Below are 19400 nucleotides of genomic sequence, written 5' to 3' on the forward strand. Positions count from 1 at the left end.
CTCCTTTATTTTTATAGGTCTTTATATATAGGTTCTGCACTTTTTAACTTTTCTATTTTTTCCTCTTTTCCGTCGTCCGCATTAATGAACATTTGATACGTGTCTTTCCCGATCGTCCCAAGCATTTCGTAGCAAAGCACTTCCTGACCGAGTTCATTCGTGATCAGCGCCTGCCGCGTCTCCCGCACTTCAACATTTTTATTCAGCTTCGCTTTCGCTTCATCAGCTGACAAAGCGGGAGCCGGAATCGTTCTCGTGCGGTGCGCCGCCAGGTAATCACGCGCGGAAAAACCGACGACTTCACCATCATCCAGCGCCACTTTCATTCGGATGGCTTCCGGATAAATGCGGACGTTTTTCTCCACGGGGATAAAAGAAAAGACGCCGATGTTATTATATTGCGCGCTTTCATCAATTTCGAGGCCTTTTGTTTCATATCCATTTTTCTTTAAAAACGCGACGGCCCGGTTAGATGCTTCATTGAGGCTGATCTTTTGTTTCTTCACGGCCCGTTTTTGAATCAAATAGACCGGATGTCCGCCTTTTTGGGTAATATCCATATAGATAAAAGACTTGTTGTCCGCGTCTTTCATGCGGATGCTGTATACGTCCCGATTCGTCTTCCTGCCGCTTTTGACCACTTTAATTGAATAATTATGATCAGGCGCAAACCGTTGTGCGATTTTGACCGCTTCTTTTTCCGTAATTTGTTTTCCTTTCAGATGCGTAAAACCTTTTCGTTCTGTATTTGCTCCCGTAAATGTGGGGCTGATGCTGTCTTCAGAAAAAGCGCCTACATTTTTTTCGACTGTTTTAAAGCTGTCGACGATCGTATTATCGCTTTGTTTTTTGTCAGAGGCGAGCGCCATCTCAACATCCATCCACCGTAAATTTTTGCTCATGACGAGATGCTGAACGCTGCGGAGCTGGTTTTGAATGTTCTCCGCCTGTTTGTACAGGCTGTTCAGTGTTGTATATTCTTTCTTATCAAGCGGTTTTTGATCTAAATCCCGGACGGATGTTTTATAGCTGAAATCTCCTATGTTGGATAAAAACTCCTCCGTCTTATTAAAAGGCATGAGAGTCAGCGGCAGCTGGCTCACATTGTTATGTGCTTCAGATGTAATTCTCCATACATCAATGAGCGCCGGAGACAGAGATTTTTTACTGTTCATTGCAAGCGTCGTCCCGATTTTGTCGTGAAGCTGATCAACATGGTACGTCAATTCATGAAAAGCCCTCTGATAATTATTTTCCGCATGCAGAAGGACCGCATCTTTTTCCTGATGCTCTTTATATCCCCAGTATCCGGTTGCGGCGATCGCGACACCGAGAACAGCGATAATGATTCCTCTAATCATGTTAACACCTCATTTTGCGTACTTTTACTCACAGAAAATGTGTTTTCCGATTCTTTTTATCTGCGGACGTCCCCAAATCCATTTGCTTGTCGCCGTATCAGGATTGAAATAATAAATCGCGTTTTCAGAAGGATCCCAGCCGTTGATCGCATCAAGAACCGCTTCTTTTGCTCTTTCATTCGGCTGCATATATATTTGGCCGTCGGCAACGGCGGTAAACGCGAGCGGTTCGAAAATGACGCCGGCCACCGTATTCGGAAATAACGGGCTTTTAATACGGTTTAAAATAACCGCGGCGATGGCAACCTGCCCTTCAAACGGCTCACCGCGTGCTTCCCCGTACACAGCCTGTGCCAGAAGATTGATGTCGTTGTTTGAGAAACCGCCAGGCATATTGGCCGCTGTCGTATTTTGCTTTTGATTTGACTGACCGCCTGTTTTGTTTTGCGGCTTTTGAGCAGGCTTATTCGTTCCCGCCGGCTTCTGCGTTCCGGCTCTCGGTTTTGTTTGGTTTTCCAATGGGACGTTGCCATAATGAGTGAACGTATTCCCTTTTTGGATCTGCTCCATTACATATTCACGGTAATATTTTGATTTAGAAATCAGCACCTGTTTGGTTTTCGCGCCGACGAGGCCGTCAACCGGCTTCATGCCGAATTTCTCCTGAAAATTTCTCACGGCCCAGTATGTGGTCCAGCCGTAAACACCATCGATTTTCCCGTTATAAAATCCGTTATATTGAAGACGGGCCTGCAATTCTATAACATCATCACCCGTCGCGCCTCTTTGAATCACTTGATTTGAAAACGCATGAACCGTTTCATGATGATCGAAGAAAGCGGCGGCGAAAGAAAATAGAATGAGACATGCCATAAAGGCTCCTTTGCACTTCATCTCTTCAAGCCTCCTACTGCAAAATTTAAAGTGTACCCGTATTGTCTGTCACGAGGTTATTTTTATGCACGTTTCCTTCTTATCCCCTGTCAAGGCATAAAAAAGAAACCGCACGCGACGCGCGGTTTCTTCACACTTGGATCATATTGACGGAGCGTGCTTTTTTTGCCTTTCGCAGCCCGAACCACCATAAAAACAGCATAAACGGCAGCATATAATATACCCAATGATTGAGGGCGGTAAGAATAAAATCGTAAGAACCGTGCAGACATGAAGGCACGGCCAGCGAAATCACAAGCCATTTGACACGGGCTTTTTTCTGCGAAAAGCGGGCTTTTCCGAGATAAAATCCCATAATCACTCCGATCAGCGCATGGCAGGAGACCGGCAGAAGCGCCCTGATGAAAGCATGCTCAACGCCGTGGCCAAATAGATACAGAATATTTTCAAGCGTGGCAAATCCTAAAGACACACTGGCCCCGTAAACGATTCCGTCATAATGCTCATCAAAATGAGCATGCGGATACACACTGATCATCAGAACGAACCATTTCACCGATTCTTCCAGAAATCCCGAAGACAAAAACGAAACGAAAAAGCTTCCTCCCCCCACATGCTCTTTTTCAAGAACATATTGGATAAACATGGTCGGAAACACAAGGACAACCCCGAGAAAAAAAGACCTCAGCACCATATGTACGGGTTCATTGTCATACTGATCTTTTAAATAAAAATAGCTTAACAGCGCAATGCCGGGAGCAATTCCTGCAGAGATGATTGCAAACATCAGGCAACCTCTTTCCTTTATATTCCTATATCTATCGTACCATGTTGTTCACATTTTTACATCTTTCAATTTTTTTAAAAAAGAGCATATGAATGATCATATGCTCTCTGCACCCAGCCGTTTTGATATTTCATTTGCGATCAAGCCGCCGTGAAAACGGCCGTTCTCGATAAAAATTTCGTTGGCGTTATTTCCAGCCGCAATGACTCCGGCGATAAAAACACCGTCAACATTTGTTTCCATCGTTTCTTCCCGGAAAAACGGCCGGCCTGATTCCGCATCAATCCGCACACCGATTTTTTCGAGGAAACCGTGATCGGGATGGTATCCCGTCATGGCAAATACGAAATCGTTTTTCAGCCGGACCGTCTCATTTCGGCCGGAGCGGAAAATGATTTCATCTTCCGTCACTTCTTCAAGACAAGCGCCGAATTCCATCCGGATTGTGCCGTTTCTGACGAGGGCCTCAAACTCAGGCAGAATCCACGGCTTGATGCTCGGGGAGTACTCATGTCCTCTGTAGAGCACCGTGACGCGCGCACCGGACTTCACCAGTTCCAAAGCCGCGTCCACACTTGAGTTTTTCCCGCCGATCACAGCAACATCTTTATCAAAATAAGGATGGCCTTCTTTAAAGTAATGAAATACCTTAGGAAGCCCTTCACCCGGTATGTTCATATAATTCGGATGATCATAATATCCTGTCGCAATGATACAAAACGGAGTGAGGTAGCGGTCTTTTGATGTTTCTACAAGAAAACGGCCGTCTTCCTGTTTCGTTACGCGCTCCACCGTTTCAAAGGCGTTTACGCGCAGCTCTTTTCTTCTGACAACCTCTCTGTAGTAAGAGAGAGCCTGTATGCGGACCGGTTTTCTGTTTTCCGTAATAAAGGCGACATCGCCGATCTCCAATTTTTCACTTGAACTGAAAAAAGTTTGGTGGGTCGGATAGTTATAAATGCTGTTTACGACATTCCCTTTTTCGATCACAAGCGCGTTCACGCCAATTTGCTTCAGATGTATAGCCGCCGATAATCCGCAAGGACCTCCGCCTATTATAATTGCTTTTTCTTCTGTCATGTCCTTCAACTCCTGCGATTGGCATTTCCATCATAAGTTTCCACTCATATAAAAAATCTCCTATATTATCATAGGAGATTTTTTTTGTTTATGCAAACGATTGGTTTATATCCAGCCTCTGAAACGCGAAGCCTCCGCCATTTTCCGCACGCCGACCATGTAAGCCGCAAGCCTCATGTCAATCCGGCGGTTTTGGGACATTTCATAAATATTATTAAACGATTTTATCATCATATTTTCCAGTTTTTCCTCGACTTCTTCTTCACTCCAGTAGAAGCCTTGGTTGTTTTGAACCCATTCGAAATAAGAAACCGTTACACCGCCGGCGCTCGCCAGAACATCGGGAACCAGCAGCGTTCCTTTGTCTGTCAGGATTTTCGTTCCTTCCAGTGTCGTCGGTCCGTTTGCCGCTTCTACAACGATTTTCGCTTTGATGCGGTCAGCGTTCTCTTCTGTAATTTGGTTTTCGATCGCCGCCGGGACAAGTATATCACAGTCCAGCTCAAGCAGCTCCTGATTCGTAATGGTGTCATTGAAAAGCTTCGTCACCGTTCCGAAGCTGTCTCTGCGGTCAAGCAGGTAATCAATATCAAGACCGTCCGGATCGTAAAGGCCTCCGTACGCGTCAGAAATTCCGACAACTTTCGCGCCGGCGTCATGCATAAACTTGGCCAGATAGCTGCCCGCGTTTCCGAAACCTTGTACGACGACGCGCGCGTTCTGAATATCGAGACCTTTTTTCTTGGCCGCTTCTTTTATGCAGATGGTGACGCCTTTTGCCGTCGCTGATTCCCTGCCGTGGGATCCGCCGAGTACAAGCGGTTTTCCCGTAATAAAGCCGGGTGAGTTAAATTCATCAATTCTTGAATATTCATCCATCATCCAAGCCATAATCTGTGAGTTTGTAAATACGTCAGGTGCCGGGACGTCTTTAGTCGGTCCGACAATCTGACTGATTGCTCTGACATATCCCCTGCTCAGTCTTTCAAGCTCTCTGAATGACATATTTCTCGGATCACAAACAATTCCGCCTTTACCACCGCCATAAGGAAGATCAATAATTCCGCATTTTAAACTCATCCAGATGGAAAGTGCTTTCACCTCTTTTTCAGTTACATTCGGGTGAAAACGAATGCCGCCTTTTGTCGGACCTACGGAATCATTGTGCTGCGCACGATAGCCTGTAAATATTTTCACAGACCCGTCATCCATCCGAACAGGAATTTTAACCGTTAATAATCTGAGCGGCTCTTTCAGCAGTTCATACACTTCTTCTGGATACCCCAATTTTTCCAGAGCTTTATGTATTACGGTTTGGGTTGATTTTAATACATCATGTTTGTCTTCTTCATTATGACCGGTGAATCGATCGGCTGCCATTTGAGTTAACCTCCTAAAATCTTCTGTTTCTCTCATGCTCCCTTTCAGTGACTAGTATACACCTTCAATATCTCCGTGCATAGAAGAAAGACAATGATTTTTCCATTATTTCGCTTAAAAAAAGACGGCCGCTGAAAACAGCTGCCGTTTCAAATCTTTTTTATGAAAAATGTTTCTGGATGGTCTCCACAGCATTGCCGTCCATGATGAGTTTTCCGTACTCATGGAGCCTGTAAATCGTAATCGTCGCCGGGTGTCCGTATTCAGCCAGCACCGCGATGACGCCTTCGGCGGAACGGGAGCCGAGGTCTTCAAGGCTTACATAGTATTGGTTCTCATAGTGGTAGACGGTGCCGCCGGTAATCCCGATTCGGTGAAGGCTTCCGGCAAGCTGAATGATATCTTCAAACGAATGGAACTGATAAATAATATCCGGGCTTTCGTCAAGTTTGACCTGCATCTCGATATAATCATCGTCATATTCGTCATCTTCTGCGTCCGCGTCATGATTTTTCGTTACAATCACAACCATGCCTTGTGCCTGAAGAGAATATACTTCCACCGCGATCGGACCATTCGCTTCAAAGCCGAGCTCTGTATTTGCTTCATTCATCATATCTTTAAATAACTGGTGGACTTTAAACGAGTCCTTCCAGAGGTCTTCTTTTGTCAGTCCCCGATCAGTCAGATCGTCGAGGGTTAAAAAGATTTTAATCTTATTATAGTTCAGACGCTCAAGCCGCATAATGTTCCCTCCTGCCTCTTCTTGCACACAAATCATATAACACAGTATATGAATAAATGAGTCATAGGTTCTTAATTTGTTATCAGTTTACACCGTGTACAGCGGGAAGACAAGCAGAATGCCGTTTTTTATCACCGCGGCCGGGTTTGTTTCAGGAAGACGGCTCATCCGGTCCGCACAGCGTAATCATATGCGTCTCCGGTTTCGCCCCGAGCCTCAGCGGAACTTTTGTCGTCCCGTAGCCGTTGCTGATCAGGTAATGCGCTTTTTTTACCGTTCCCGTCCCGCCCAATTCGTACGGCCCGAACCGGCCGAAACGGATTTGGCCGCCATGCGTATGGCCGCTGAACACAGCGTCAATCCCGTCTGACTCCCTCATCTGCTCATGGATGTCCGGGTTATGGCAAAGCAGGAGGTTTACTTTGTCAGCATCCGTATATCTGATTGCAGCATCGTAATCATCCATCATCATCCTGATATCATCCACGCCGCAGATCGTAACGGTTTCCCCTTTATAAGCAAACTGAACCGATTCATTTCTCAGTGGGATCACTTTGTATGCCCGTAAAAGAGAGAGCAGTTTTTGCTGGCTGACCTCGTAATCGTTATTTCCCCACACATACATGACAGGCGCGAGAGCCGTCAGACGTTTGATGTTTTCTTCAATTCTGGCGTAAGGAACTCCGCCCTCCGCCATATCACCGCCGAGCAAAACGGCATCCGGCTTATAACCTGCCGCTTCGCGGAGAAGCTTTTCATCAATTAAACGGCGGTGCACGTCAGATATAAAAAAGATGGTGAGCGGCTTCATCCCCTTCATTTTATCAAGCGTAAATGTATGTGTTTTCAGATGGCTGCCGTTTGCCGTTTTGTACATAACGGCCGCCATAACCGCAGCCGCTCCCGCCAATGAGCCGAGAATTCCCGCTGTAAGCTTCATAAACGCACTCTCCATTCTGTCATTGTCTTATATTAGACGGACAAACAAAAAAAGACGTTTCTATCCTTTCCGGAAAACGCCTCATTTTATTTGCTTTCAAAATAAAGATTGATATCATACCGATGTTTCATCAAGTGAAAAACAGATTCTCTCGCCCTCCATTTTTCAGGCTGGGGCCATAAATCCGTGCTTTTTTGGATAATTTCACATCTCAGTTTATGAAATTCACCCTCAGCTTTTTCTTCCTTTTTTTTGAAATAATAAGAAGTGCAATACGCAAAAGCGGAAGCCATAATCCAGCACAAGTAAACCGTATGGCCTAATATTTCCTGCAGAATCAGCTGCGGAGAGGCTTGGGGGGCATTAAAGCTTTTAAACATCAGCAGTATGCACATCAGGGAAAAACAAACGAGGGACGCCCACTGCCATCTTCGGCATTGTGCGGCATAATTTTCGTATTTTAATTTCCGTTTCACCAGCGCCTGAAGCATTTGTTTCGTCGGTCCGTCAGCAAATCGGTCTAATTGCTTCCATAAAGAATCCATGCGCTTCACACCTTGTCCGTTTTCATTGGTACACTATATGAAAAACGAGGTGAAAACATGCATTTATTTTAATCAGACAGCGGAATGTTCAGAACCTGGCCGGTGTACACGTCGTTTCCGTTTAATCCGTTGTAGCTGCGGATTTTTTCTTCACCCGCCCGGCTTTTATAGTATTTCATTGAAATGCGGTAAAGCGTTTCTTTCGGCTGTACAGTATGCTGTACGGTCCGCACTTTTTTTGGGACAGTCCCGGCTTGATCACTCGCCTCAGCCGGAGCCGCTTTTTCACGGACAGCCGGCGGAGACTGCTGTTTTGTCTCCGCGTATTCGGTGTCTGTCGGCTTTACTTGTTTTTCTGAGGGCGTTTCCGTTTTTTTAGGTGTTTTTTCACTTGGTTTTTCTTTCGTTTTTTCAGGTGCAGCCGCTTCTTTCTTATCTTTGTCGTCAGACTTTTTTTTCGGTTGTTCTAAAAGAGCGGTTTCTGACGTTTCTTTCTGAGCGCCTTTCGGAATAACGGCAGGCGCGCTTTCACTGTGGTCTATAAAGACATCTTCATAGTCCTTCGGGTCAAATCTGCTGCTGTTCGTCATATAAAGAAGACCGAAAAAGACACCGATTGTTACGATAATGAACAGGACGGTCAGAAAAGTGAACAGCGGCGTTTTTGTTTTGGTTTTTTCCTTCACCTGCTCTTCCTTTTTTTTACGCTCCTCTTTTACAGATTGTCTTGTCGGGAGGCTGTCTTCAAGATATTCAATTTGTTCATCCGCGGCCGCGGCAACCTGCTGCTCGGCACGCAGCTGAGCTTTTCTTCTTTCAACTCTTGACATTTCCGTCATGCAAACCCCTCCTAACATATTGAAAACGGATCTGACAGGCAAATACCGCATCAATAATAAAATGCGCTGTAACCGGAACGAATAAATTGCCGGTCCATTCATAGATAAGCCCCAGCAAAAGACTGATGCCCGCAACCATCATAAACAGAAGCCACTTCGCCAAGTATCTGAAATGAAGCACGGTAAAAATGAAGCTGGCGGCCCATAAGCCGATATGTGTCTGCAGAACGCCTCTGAACAAAATCTCTTCGCTGAACGAAATGAGAAGCGTCAAAAACAAAATGTGCAGAACCGGCCTGTTCTTAAAAAGCAATACATTAATGCCGCCGTCATCATATAAATGCGAAGGACACCATTTCATCACCGCCAGATCGGCAAAAATGACAAGGACGGCAAGAGTTACACCGTACCATATGATATTATCGTCACGTATATGCCACAGCTTTAAAAAATCGTGAATGTCGGTAAAAAAGAAAAAGCCGATAATAGCTGAAACCGCCAATATGAGCAATTGGGTGGCGTACAGCTGCATCACAATCTCCCGGTCTGAGAGCTGCCGGATCAATTCGCTTTGCCGTCTCAGCTGAACTCACCCGCAGACTCTGATCCGAAAATCCGGCCTAATTCCAGCTTCCAATCTTCAAACCGTTCCATATTTTTACGTTCTCCTTTTTGCTCGTACGGAGCCAGATCAAGTCCGCAGCTGCTGCAGCATTGTCCGGTTTGACCATCAGGCTCATACGGTTCATCAAAATAAGACAGCAGCGCTTCTCTTATACATTCTTTCCGCTCTAATAACGCCGAAAAACGATTCATTTTACGCAGCTTCTTTTCCACGCGGTATGTCAGTTCTTCCTGCAGTTGCTCTTTTGTGGTTTTTCCTTGCAGATACAGATGGACGGCCGTTCGCGCCTGTGTTTCCTGGACGCCCTTATTGATCAGAACGTCCCGAAGCTTTCGTTCATCACCCGTACCGGCATCCCGTATGACGGCCAGAATGCCTTCCAGGTCATAATCAGACAGGCTTTCTGTCTGAATAATCTGCTGCTGAAGCTCGGTATCGCCGGGCGCCCTCAGCAAAATACTGACACTCGGGCTGCCGTCGCGTCCCGCTCTGCCGATTTCCTGCATAAAGGCCTCGGCCGTTTGGGGAGGATAAAAGTGAATGACAAAGCGGATATCTGACTTATCCACACCCATGCCGAACGCATTGGTGCAGCAGATGCAATCAAGCTGGTTATGGATAAATTGCTGCTGGATTAAAATCCTGTCGCCTGTATCCATTCCGCCGTGATAATAATCCGTCCGCTTTCCCGTTTTTTCGTTCAGCTCAGCCGCAAGCTCTTCCGCCCATTTTCTGGTCGGACAATATATGATACCCGGGCCTTCAAGCTTTTCGGCAAGCTCCGTGAGCCTGCTTATTTTTTCGGCATTATCAGCCAAATGTTCTGCCGCCAGGAGAATATTCGGCCGGTTGACTGAATAAAGATGACGCACCGCATGCTCAAGTCCGAGCACATCCGTCACGTCTCTGAGCGTTTCTTTTGTCGCTGTTGCGGTCAGCGCCAATACAGGCGGCTTTCCGAGTGCCTGCCTGAAAGGTCCGAGCTTCGAATAATCAGGCCTGAAATCATGTCCCCATTCTGATATGCAATGAGCCTCATCAATAACAAATAAACTGACCGAGACATTTTTCAAACGGTTCAGCACATAAGGTGAAGAAAGGGCTTCAGGAGACATATAGAGAAATTTATAACGGCTGATGTTGCTGAGGATAAAATGCCGCTCTGCGGAATTCAGCATGCTGTTTAATGCAGCAACCCGCTTTTCTCCTTTCGCTTTCAGCTGCTGCACCTGATCTTCCATTAATGAAAGGAGCGGCGAAATAATCAGCACCAGCCCGTCCATCATGTAACCCGGGAGCTGATAGCATAATGATTTTCCCCCGCCGGTCGGAAGCATGGCGATCGTATCTTTTTTTTGGAGCACGCTAGTCATAATCTCTTCCTGCCCTTTTTTAAAGGAATGCAAACCAAAATACCTGGATAAAGCTTTATGCAGCTCAGTCATGCTGATTCACCGTCTTTGCCAGCGCCAGCCTGATCTGAAAATAGCTGAAGCGCATCTGCATTCCTTCGCGAATCCGTTTAATTTTATTCGTTTGATGCTGTTTTGCAAATGCCGTTATCATACGCTGTTCCTCTTCAGAAAGATACTGTTCTATAAAAAATGCAGGCTGATGCAATGATATTTCTACGATATGATCTTCGATTGTGGCGGTTTTTAAATTTCTGACCGCGGCGATCCGTTCAATCGGAAACCCTTTTTCCAACAGCTCAAAGGTTTTTCTGGCAGACTGTGTCAGCGCGCTTTCCGCCTGCAGATCGGACAACAGCTCACGCAGAGCGGGATATGCACATTGCGGAAGCGATTGAATAACATAATGTACCGCTCCCCAAAACTGGACGGACACATACCATTCATCTTCGTTCAGCTGGAGAGCAAGCTGCTTATTCGTTTTGCCGATTCTGTTGAATGAAGTTAAAGAATAGACAAAAATAAGCGCCTGCCGTTCACTTACGCCTTGCAGAAGGTGAAACAGCGTCTCATGCATTTGGACGGAAAGCTCTTTAGCATCTCTGTTTTTCCGCATGAACCGTTTGACCCATCTCAGCGTCTGCACATCGTTTGTAACCGGGATATATTGACTGCATTGATGCTCTTTGTTTGACAGGACTTGAATGAGCAGGGAAAGCCGCCTCCACAGGGTAACGGCAGGCGTTTGATAATTCGCGCCGTGGCAGTGCTTCGGCCAAGGCCGCTCGGCAAACGCCCGTTCAAGCCTTTGAACGCCGCGCGCAGTCACTTTCCACGTTCCCTCTTCTTTTCCGGCTGTAATGTATGAGTTCTCGGTGAGTTTATGCAAAGAAGCCGCAATATCGCCGCGTTCACAATGTGAAGCCATGCCGAAATATTTAGCGATCTGAAATAAGCCGGCATCCTGAATGGTTTGAGACGACTTTTTTCCTTTTAATAAATGAAACACAGCACTCGGAGTCCGTTCGCCGTCTATTTTGTCCAGACAGTCGAGAACCACGGTATCAAAGTAGTTTATCGCCAATCTAAACACACCTACATTTCTTCTGTGACAAGTTTCGTTTTTTGGTTCTTTTTATTTTAACAGATTTTCATATAAATTTGACGTTTAAAGTCATCTTTTAGGGGGAAGTGCTAAAGAGAATCCCTTATGTGATAAGCATTCTCAATCATTTTTCTGTTGAAATTTGACACTAACATCATTACAATAAGTAAGAGGAATAGGTGTTATATTTGAAAATATATAAGGTAAACCATTTGTTCCAACACGAACAATCTGGGAGGTTTTATTCATGGCAAAGTACACAATTGTAGATAAAGATACGTGTATTGCATGCGGCGCCTGCGGAGCTGCGGCACCAGACATTTATGATTATGATGATGAAGGCATTGCGTTCGTTACGCTTGACGAAAATAAAGGCGTCGTCGAAGTTCCGGAAGTTCTGGAAGAAGATATGATTGACGCATTTGAAGGATGCCCTACTGATTCAATCAAAGTTGCGGATGAACCGTTCGAAGGCGACCCGCTGAAATACGAATAAAAAAGCCCTCCCCGTGAGAGGAGCTTTTTCGTCCTGAATAAGACTCCGGCTGTTATTGGCCGGAGTCTTATTTTTTTGCGTGATCAAACAATCAAAAAAGCGCCCGGTCTGTGTTTTACAGAGCGGGCGCTTTGAAGTGGTTATTGTGTCTGGATGCTGCGTTTTTGTTCAATCCAAGGTTTCAGCTTCGTAAAGATGAACGTAAAGACGATGGTGATGATAACGCCTTTTACAATGTTAAACGGCAGGATTCCTGCGACAACCGCCGTTTTTAACTGGCTGTTTGACAGTGCCGGTGAATGTAAAAACCAAGTATACGCGGGCAGGATAAGAATATAGTTCAAAATACTCATCAATACAGTCATCGCTGCGGTTCCGGCCAGCAGGCTCACTGCAAGTCCTTTAGCAGATTTGAGCTTTTTAAACATAAACGCCGTCGGCAGAATAAACAGCGTTCCTGCGATAAAATTGGCTGCCTGCCCGACAGGCACGCCGGCCATGCTTCCTTGAATGATATACTGCAGAATATTTTTAATCGCTTCAACCGCAATCCCCGCCGCAGGCCCGTAAACCAAAATGGCGATAATTGCAGGAACGTCACTGAAATCAATTTTCAAGTAATCCGGCAGCCCCGGAAACGGGAAATTTAACAGCATAAGCACAAAAGCAATACTGCTAAGCATACTGATGACAACTAATTTTTTTACTTTCACAATGCTCTCTCCTTTTCGATCAAATCTCTCGAAAAGAGGAAAGGTTCTTTTGCGCCCCAATAAAAAAACCGCTTTTGTTAAAAAGCGGGAGCTTACTAAGGCTTGGCAAAGAAACGTTTGATATAAGCATCAAAACGTCTGCTGAACCTCCATCTTCTCCCATCCAGACTATACTGTCGGCTCCGGAATCTCACCGGATCCTGCCGCCGAAGCAGCTCGCGGGCTTAGAGCATGATGCTCATCACCGCCGGTAGGGAATTTCACCCTGCCCCGAAGATTGATCTTATGAATTTATTCACATTATATATGATCAAATTGCAATTGTATAGAGAACTGCTCAAATTTAAATAAAATATTGGGGAAGCCCAATTTAAGCTGATTCAGCGGTTTCCTTTTCTCCTTTACTGCGTCAATACACATTGACACTCTATTGAGAATATGATAAATTATCAGATATTTAGTCAGCTAAACTAGGAGGAAATCTAACAATGTTTCGAGTTTTGGTCTCAGATAAGATGAGCAATGACGGCTTAAAGCCGCTGATGGAATCAGACTTTATAGAAATTGTTCAAAAAAACGTCGCGGATGCAGAAGATGAATTACATACCTTTGATGCCCTGTTAGTCCGCAGTGCCACGAAAGTAACCGAAGAATTGTATAAAAAAATGACCTCTTTAAAAATCGTCGGCAGAGCCGGTGTCGGCGTAGACAACATCGACATTGATGAGGCCACAAAACATGGGGTTATCGTGATAAACGCGCCGAATGGAAACACCATTTCAACGGCAGAGCATACATTCGCGATGATTTCTTCATTAATGAGACACATTCCGCAAGCCAATATCTCAGTAAAATCAAGAGAATGGAACCGGACGGCTTTTGTCGGGGCGGAGCTCTACGGAAAGACTTTAGGCATTGTCGGTCTGGGCCGGATCGGAAGCGAGATTGCCCAGCGCGCCAGAGCGTTCGGTATGACGGTTCATGTATTCGATCCTTTCTTAACCGAAGAGAGAGCCGGCAAAATCGGCGTAAACAGCCGGACATTCGAAGAAGTGCTTGAAAGCGCGGATATCATTACCGTCCACACGCCTTTAACAAAGGAAACAAAAGGACTGCTTAACAGAGAAACCATTGCCAAAACGAAAAAAGGCGTCCGTCTTATCAACTGCGCAAGAGGCGGCATTATTGATGAAGCGGCGCTTTTGGAAGCGCTGGAAAGCGGCCATGTCGCAGGCGCTGCCCTTGACGTGTTTGAAGTGGAACCGCCAGTTGAATCAAAGCTTCCCGACCATCCGCTGGTGATCGCCACACCTCACTTAGGCGCTTCAACGAAAGAAGCACAGCTGAATGTCGCTGCACAGGTTTCTGAAGAAGTGCTGCAGTTTGCAAAAGGTCTGCCTGTCATGTCAGCGATCAACCTGCCTGCGATGACGAAAGATGAATTCAAAAAAATCCAGCCTTATCACCAAATTGCCGATAAAATCGGAAGTCTCGTGTCACAATGTATGAAGGAACCCGTCAAAGATGTTGCGATTCAATATGAAGGCACCATCGCCAAACTTGAAACATCATTTATTACAAAAAGCCTGCTGTCCGGTTTCTTAAAACCGCGTGTAGACTCAACGGTCAATGAAGTGAACGCCGGCGGTGTAGCAAAAGAACGCGGAATCAGCTTCAGCGAGAAGATTTCCTCCAATGAATCAGGATATGATAACTGCATCAGCGTAAAAGTAACCGGAGACCGGAGCACATTTACGTTAACGGCTACGTATATCCCTCACTTCGGTGAACGAATCGTTGAGCTGAACGGCTTTAATATTGACTTAAATCCTGCCGGCCACCTCGTTTATATCCAGCACCAGGATACGACTGGTGTAATCGGACGCGTCGGACGCATCCTCGGCGATAACGATATCAATATCGCTACCATGCAGGTAGGCCGTAAAGAAAAAGGCGGAGAAGCCATTATGATGCTTTCTTTTGATAAACATTTAGATGATAAAGTCGTCAATGAGCTGACTTCAATTCAGGATATTGTTTCCGTTAAACTGATTGACCTTCCGTAATCAACAAAAAACCCAAAACATTCATATGTTTTGGGTTTTATTACGTTTAATGGCTTGGAAGCGGATTAGGCGCGGCAGGCACAGCGATAGGTTTTGTCACATCATAATTACCGATTTTCTTTGTATGCGCATGTGTGAACAGCACCTCAGAATAACCGAATTCCTTCGCAGTTAACAGAAGTCCTTCGATCATTAAAATCCCTTCCAGCGAATCTTCAACCTTATGTTTTTCGGACAATTGAATCCGCAGCTGCTCGCCGTCTTCCCTTTCCGATACCGATGCAATCGCATCTGCTTCTATAATGCTCGCAGTCTGTGAGCCTCCGTCTGTTGTCTTCATCCCGTCAATAGCCTGATATACTGAATAATAGGTTTGTTCAGACGGGACGAGATACTCTTGTCCCAGACTGTCGCTGTAAGAAAAATACGCCCGGTTTGTCTGTTTATGTACGGACATCTCAGCGGAAATGCCGTAAGATTTATAAAAATCCTGTCCGGCTCCGTTTTGAACCTTTTTCAATTTAATCCGCTCGTAAGGACTCCATGTCAAAGTCTCTTTCAGCATCTTTTTCAATAAGTCAGCATCGGCAGCTGATTCGATAGAAAGCCGTCCGTTTACCTGCACAAGCAAATCCTTCTTATCCGCCGTTACCTGCACACCTTCCAAAAGGTTCGGCACAGACAGGAAGGATTCGGGCACTTCTAGGTCTTCCGCTTCGGATAAAGCCTCTGATACCGATTCATCCGGCTTCTTTTTTTCAAAACTGACCGGTATGACGGCGGATGTTTCTGAATCGGCAAATGCCAAAGTAATGTAATTGTTTTTGTTTTGGTTTGAGACGACGAACGTCTTCTGATCCGGCGGCTTGACAGAAGCTGACTGACTGGCTTTTTCTGTCTGGCGGCTGTCAGCGGTAAGATCACCGGAAGATTTGTTTGTCATCAGGTGAGGAGATATAATCAGAGCGATGCACAATGCGCAGACGCCGGCTGCGGCGGGGCCGATCCAGCTTCGGGCCGGTTTTTTCCTGTACGGTTTACCCGTTTCAATATTCCGGTAAATGGCCTCGGGTGAACGATGATCTCTAACCGCCGGAAGTTGTCTTAACAACTCCTCTACTCTTTCTTCGTTCCAATATGACTTCATCATCCATTAGCTCCTCCCTCAAAAGCTCCATCTGTTTCCGAAGTATTTTGAGCCCTCTGTGTTGGGTCGTTTTGACTTTGCTTTCCGAGAAGCGGAGAGCGGCGGCTGTTTCCTGAATGGAATATCCCTGAATAAATCTCAAGATAATAACAGCTCTTTGATCAATGGTGCAATGATCAAGCGCGGTATAAATTTCCCGGACGTTTTCATGCTGTACGGCGAGTTCGTCCGGAAGCAAATGCTGATCTCTGACATCTTGTGTATCCCAATCAAACGTACCCATAATACGCTGTCTGATCGTCTGCTGCTTGCGGAACCAGTCAATCGCCACATGGCGTGCGATGGACAACAGCCATGTTTTTTCACTGCTTCTTCCTTCAAATGTATGATAGGAATTCAAGACGCGGATATACACTTCCTGCGTCAAATCTTCAGCCTGCGACTTATCTTTTACCATATAAAATAAAAATTGATATAAATCTTGATGGTATGCATCATATAATATCTGAAAGGTTTCTTCCATGGGAAACCCCTCCGTTCACTTTTTTGTCGTAAAAATGCGTTGAAAAGTTACATTACAACTATATTACGAGAAACTGGAATTTGGAAGGGAATTTATATTAACATATTCTTAAATTTTTAAAGGAGAAACAAATAAAAAACACCCGCAGAACATGCGGGTGTTTCGTATGGAACAAGATTGTTCGTCAATTTCAGACGTCATCCTGCGCTTTTGTCGGAATATAAAATGTAAACGTCGTCCCTTTGTCGATGCTGCTGTGAACCGCAATTGAGCCGCCGTGGGCTTCCACGATATTTTTTACGATGGCGAGTCCGAGTCCGGTTCCCGCCCTGCCTCTTGTTCTTGCTTTGTCCGCTTTATAAAAACGTTCAAAAATAAAAGGCAGATCCTCTTCCGGTATTCCCGAGCCGGAATCTTTGATATCGATTTTCAGTCCGTCTTTTACGGTCTGAGCCGCGATATGAACGCTTCCGCCTGACTCCGTATGGCGCAGCGCATTATCTATAAGGTTGGTAAACACCTGTTCCATTTTGTCTTCATCAAAGACACACTCCGGCTGAGACACTGAGATGTCCTCTGTGAGCGAAACACCTTTTTCCTTCGCTACCCCGGAAAATTTGCGGGAGATCTTCTCCAGAAATTCATGCAGGTTTACCGTTTCATAGTGCAGGCCCGTATGTCCGGATTCCATTCTGGCCAAATCCAGCAAATCATTGACGAGCCGGCCCATGCGAAGAGATTCATCATAAATGATTTGCGCGATTTCTTTTTTCTCCTCTTCGGTGCTTGCAATGTCGTCCACTATTGCTTCGCTGTATCCCTGCAGCATAGAAATCGGGGTTCTGAGCTCATGACTGACATTGGCAATGAAGTCTTCACGCAATTTATCCAGCCTGCGCTCTTCGGTCATATCACGGAGCACGGCCACGGCGCCGCGGACGTGTGATTCCGCATAAAGAGGCGACATCAATAAAACCCATGACCTTCCTTGAAGCGTCATTTCAATCATTTGCTCTTTTTCCGTGTTCACTGCATTTTGAAATAGCTCTTTTGCTTCAGGGGGAAGGTTGTCTCCTTCTTTAATGTTCATGTTCTGCTCATAATACCATGCCTGCAGAAAACGTTCGGCCGGCGGGTTGGTCACCAAAATGGTGCCGTCGATATTAATGGTGATGACCCCGTCTGCCATACTGCTTAAAATATTGGACAGCTGTTCTTTTTCCTGATTCAGCGCGTTAATATGGAAATTGAGCTGCCGTCCCATCTGATTAAAGGCAATGGCCAGTTCCCCGATTTCATCTTGGGTCAGAATCGGAATTTTTGTATCAAACTTTCCTTTCGCCAAGTCTTGGGCGCCTTCCCGCATTTTCCGAAGGGGATATGTCACCCTGCTGGATAAAAAGAACGCGAAAAACGTTGTCAAGACGATGGCAATGCCCGCCGCAAGAAAAATATAGCGTGTCGTATGTTTCGTCGTATCTTTGACGGCAAGCAGCGATTGGGATAAAAAAACCATGCCTTTTTTGCCGTCTTTTTCATACGGCACTCCGACGATCAGCCGTTCGTTATCCGAACCGGCATTGTTGGGGACCGCGCGTTTGCTTACTTTTTTGCGGTCTGTCAGCGCCTTGTGCAGATCCCGGTCATGTTTGATCTGCTCTAATGTAATAGAGGATAAATGATTATCGTCATTGGGCGAATACCAGACATGCTTATCATCCTGAATGATCGCGATGCTCGTTAAATTGTCCGCCAGTTCCCACGTGATGGATCTGGCAAGCGGCTGGTCTTCATGATTTTCTATTATGACCGCAATTTTATCGGCAAGCTGCGTTAAATCTTTTTCCGCTTCTTCAACGTGGTAATTTTCTATAAATTCCAGAAGCAGCACCGTTAAAATAAATAAAACAATTAACACGAGTGAAAGAATGGTAAACCAAAGCTTTCCTACTACGCTTTTCCAAAACTTCATTCAGCGCCTACCTCAAATTTGTATCCGACTCCCCATACGGTGACGATTTTTTTCGCCGCTCCCGGGGACACTTTATTTAATTTTTCACGGAGCCGTTTGACATGGGTGTCCACCGTTCTGAGGTCTCCGAAAAATTCATACTGCCACACTTCTTTTAAAAGCTTTTCCCTGTCGTACACTTTGTCCGGTGTTTTCGCCAGGAAGTACAGCAGTTCATATTCCTTCGGCGTCAGGCTCACCTCCGTGCCGTCCGCAGTCACCCTGTGAGCATCGTGATCAATGGATAGATGCGAAAAGACGAGCACATTTTTTGTCGGGGTATTGGCTGTCAGATAAGATGTTTGGGAAGCCCTTCTTAAAAGCGCCTTTACCCGAAGCACCACTTCTCTCGGACTGAAAGGCTTGACGATATAATCGTCCGTACCCGCTTCAAACCCCTGGACGCGGTTGGCTTCTTCCCCTTTTGCCGTCAGCATGATAATCGGCGTCGCTTTTTTTTCTCTGAGCTGCCGGCATACTTCGATTCCGTCCGTTCCCGGCATCATTAAATCCAAGAGCACCAGATCATAATCTGATGCCAGCCCCATTTTAATGGCCTCGTCGCCGTTTTCCGCTTCTTCAATCACATAGTTTTCCCGTTCAAGGTACATTCTTAAAAGGCGTCGAATTCTGGCTTCATCATCTACTACTAATATTTTAGTTTCATTTGTTTGATCCATCGTTTTCCCCCTGCTTTCCTTCTGTTACTTTCATTTTAACAAACTGTGCGG

At 45.6% G+C, this 19400-nt stretch carries 19 protein-coding genes and 1 riboswitch; of the genes, 2 read left to right on the top strand and 17 right to left on the bottom strand.

What is annotated here, in order from left to right; all coding sequences use genetic code 11:
• Positions 1–11 precede the first annotated feature (11 nt).
• The 12 genes from ypeB to V7728_RS13965 all read right to left on the bottom strand — a co-directional run bounded on the left by ypeB (position 12) and on the right by V7728_RS13965 (position 11692).
• Complete coding sequence (ypeB, locus tag V7728_RS13910) at positions 12–1361, bottom strand: germination protein YpeB (RefSeq protein WP_007409448.1); 1350 nt, start codon at positions 1359–1361, stop codon at positions 12–14.
• A 24-nt stretch (positions 1362–1385) separates the two neighbouring features.
• The gene (sleB, locus tag V7728_RS13915; protein ID WP_025284936.1) at positions 1386–2255 is read right to left on the bottom strand and encodes a spore cortex-lytic enzyme; all 870 of its coding nucleotides are present in this window, start codon (positions 2253–2255) and stop codon (positions 1386–1388) included.
• Between the two features lie 130 nt (positions 2256–2385).
• On the bottom strand, positions 2386–3042 hold the full coding sequence (gene prsW / locus V7728_RS13920) for a glutamic-type intramembrane protease PrsW (protein WP_003153415.1): 657 nt from the start codon (positions 3040–3042) through the stop codon (positions 2386–2388).
• Positions 3043–3138: 96 nt separating this feature from the next.
• Positions 3139–4122, bottom strand: coding sequence for a YpdA family putative bacillithiol disulfide reductase (locus V7728_RS13925; RefSeq protein WP_012117874.1), 984 nt, complete (start codon positions 4120–4122; stop codon positions 3139–3141).
• A gap of 105 nt (positions 4123–4227) precedes the next feature.
• Positions 4228–5502 carry an NAD-specific glutamate dehydrogenase gene (gene gudB, locus V7728_RS13930; RefSeq protein WP_003153413.1) on the bottom strand — a complete coding sequence of 425 codons (1275 nt, stop codon included), beginning with the start codon at positions 5500–5502 and terminating at the stop codon, positions 4228–4230.
• A 160-nt stretch (positions 5503–5662) separates the two neighbouring features.
• Positions 5663–6247, bottom strand: a complete 585-nt coding sequence (locus V7728_RS13935; RefSeq protein WP_003153412.1) for a genetic competence negative regulator — start codon at positions 6245–6247, stop codon at positions 5663–5665.
• Between the two features lie 151 nt (positions 6248–6398).
• Entirely contained in the window at positions 6399–7187 is a 789-nt protein-coding gene (locus tag V7728_RS13940) for a metallophosphoesterase (protein WP_025284937.1), read from the bottom strand.
• Positions 7188–7273: 86 nt separating this feature from the next.
• Positions 7274–7732 carry a YpbF family protein gene (locus tag V7728_RS13945; RefSeq protein ID WP_007409443.1) on the bottom strand — a complete coding sequence of 153 codons (459 nt, stop codon included), beginning with the start codon at positions 7730–7732 and terminating at the stop codon, positions 7274–7276.
• A gap of 68 nt (positions 7733–7800) precedes the next feature.
• Positions 7801–8571, bottom strand: coding sequence for a LysM peptidoglycan-binding domain-containing protein (locus tag V7728_RS13950; protein WP_007409442.1), 771 nt, complete (start codon positions 8569–8571; stop codon positions 7801–7803).
• Positions 8549–9136, bottom strand: a complete 588-nt coding sequence (locus V7728_RS13955) for a CPBP family intramembrane glutamic endopeptidase (RefSeq protein WP_015240111.1) — start codon at positions 9134–9136, stop codon at positions 8549–8551. The genes V7728_RS13950 and V7728_RS13955 overlap by 23 nt, the downstream gene beginning before the upstream one ends.
• A 14-nt stretch (positions 9137–9150) precedes the next feature.
• Positions 9151–10641 carry a RecQ family ATP-dependent DNA helicase gene (locus tag V7728_RS13960; protein WP_094031812.1) on the bottom strand — a complete coding sequence of 497 codons (1491 nt, stop codon included), beginning with the start codon at positions 10639–10641 and terminating at the stop codon, positions 9151–9153.
• Entirely contained in the window at positions 10634–11692 is a 1059-nt protein-coding gene (locus V7728_RS13965; RefSeq protein ID WP_032870103.1) for a helix-turn-helix domain-containing protein, read from the bottom strand. Before V7728_RS13965 ends, V7728_RS13960 begins: the two co-directional genes overlap by 8 nt.
• A gap of 268 nt (positions 11693–11960) precedes the next feature.
• Here V7728_RS13965 and V7728_RS13970 point away from each other — a divergent pair, with 268 nt between their 5' ends.
• Positions 11961–12209 carry a ferredoxin gene (locus tag V7728_RS13970; protein ID WP_003153403.1) on the top strand — a complete coding sequence of 83 codons (249 nt, stop codon included), beginning with the start codon at positions 11961–11963 and terminating at the stop codon, positions 12207–12209.
• Between the two features lie 140 nt (positions 12210–12349).
• Here the strand turns inward: V7728_RS13970 and V7728_RS13975 are convergent, their stop codons facing one another.
• Positions 12350–12922 carry an ECF transporter S component gene (locus V7728_RS13975; protein ID WP_015240114.1) on the bottom strand — a complete coding sequence of 191 codons (573 nt, stop codon included), beginning with the start codon at positions 12920–12922 and terminating at the stop codon, positions 12350–12352.
• A 147-nt stretch (positions 12923–13069) separates the two neighbouring features.
• A riboswitch (FMN riboswitch) is annotated at positions 13070–13204 on the bottom strand.
• Between the two features lie 206 nt (positions 13205–13410).
• Here V7728_RS13975 and serA point away from each other — a divergent pair.
• On the top strand, positions 13411–14988 hold the full coding sequence (serA, locus tag V7728_RS13980) for a phosphoglycerate dehydrogenase (RefSeq protein WP_099566874.1): 1578 nt from the start codon (positions 13411–13413) through the stop codon (positions 14986–14988).
• Between the two features lie 46 nt (positions 14989–15034).
• Here the strand turns inward: serA and V7728_RS13985 are convergent, their stop codons facing one another.
• The 4 genes from V7728_RS13985 to resD form a co-directional block, all read right to left on the bottom strand.
• Positions 15035–16099, bottom strand: coding sequence for a sugar dehydratase (locus V7728_RS13985; protein ID WP_099566875.1), 1065 nt, complete (start codon positions 16097–16099; stop codon positions 15035–15037).
• The gene (gene sigX, locus V7728_RS13990; protein ID WP_003153399.1) at positions 16074–16658 is read right to left on the bottom strand and encodes an RNA polymerase sigma factor SigX; all 585 of its coding nucleotides are present in this window, start codon (positions 16656–16658) and stop codon (positions 16074–16076) included. The genes V7728_RS13985 and sigX overlap by 26 nt, the downstream gene beginning before the upstream one ends.
• Positions 16659–16848: 190 nt before the next feature.
• Complete coding sequence (locus tag V7728_RS13995; RefSeq protein WP_025284944.1) at positions 16849–18630, bottom strand: ATP-binding protein; 1782 nt, start codon at positions 18628–18630, stop codon at positions 16849–16851.
• Positions 18627–19349 carry a DNA-binding response regulator ResD gene (gene resD / locus V7728_RS14000; protein WP_003153397.1) on the bottom strand — a complete coding sequence of 241 codons (723 nt, stop codon included), beginning with the start codon at positions 19347–19349 and terminating at the stop codon, positions 18627–18629. Before resD ends, V7728_RS13995 begins: the two co-directional genes overlap by 4 nt.
• Between the last annotated feature and the right edge of the window lie 51 nt (positions 19350–19400).

It is taken from the genome of Bacillus sp. JHAA (assembly GCF_036961585.1).
Classification (GTDB): domain Bacteria; phylum Bacillota; class Bacilli; order Bacillales; family Bacillaceae; genus Bacillus; species Bacillus velezensis.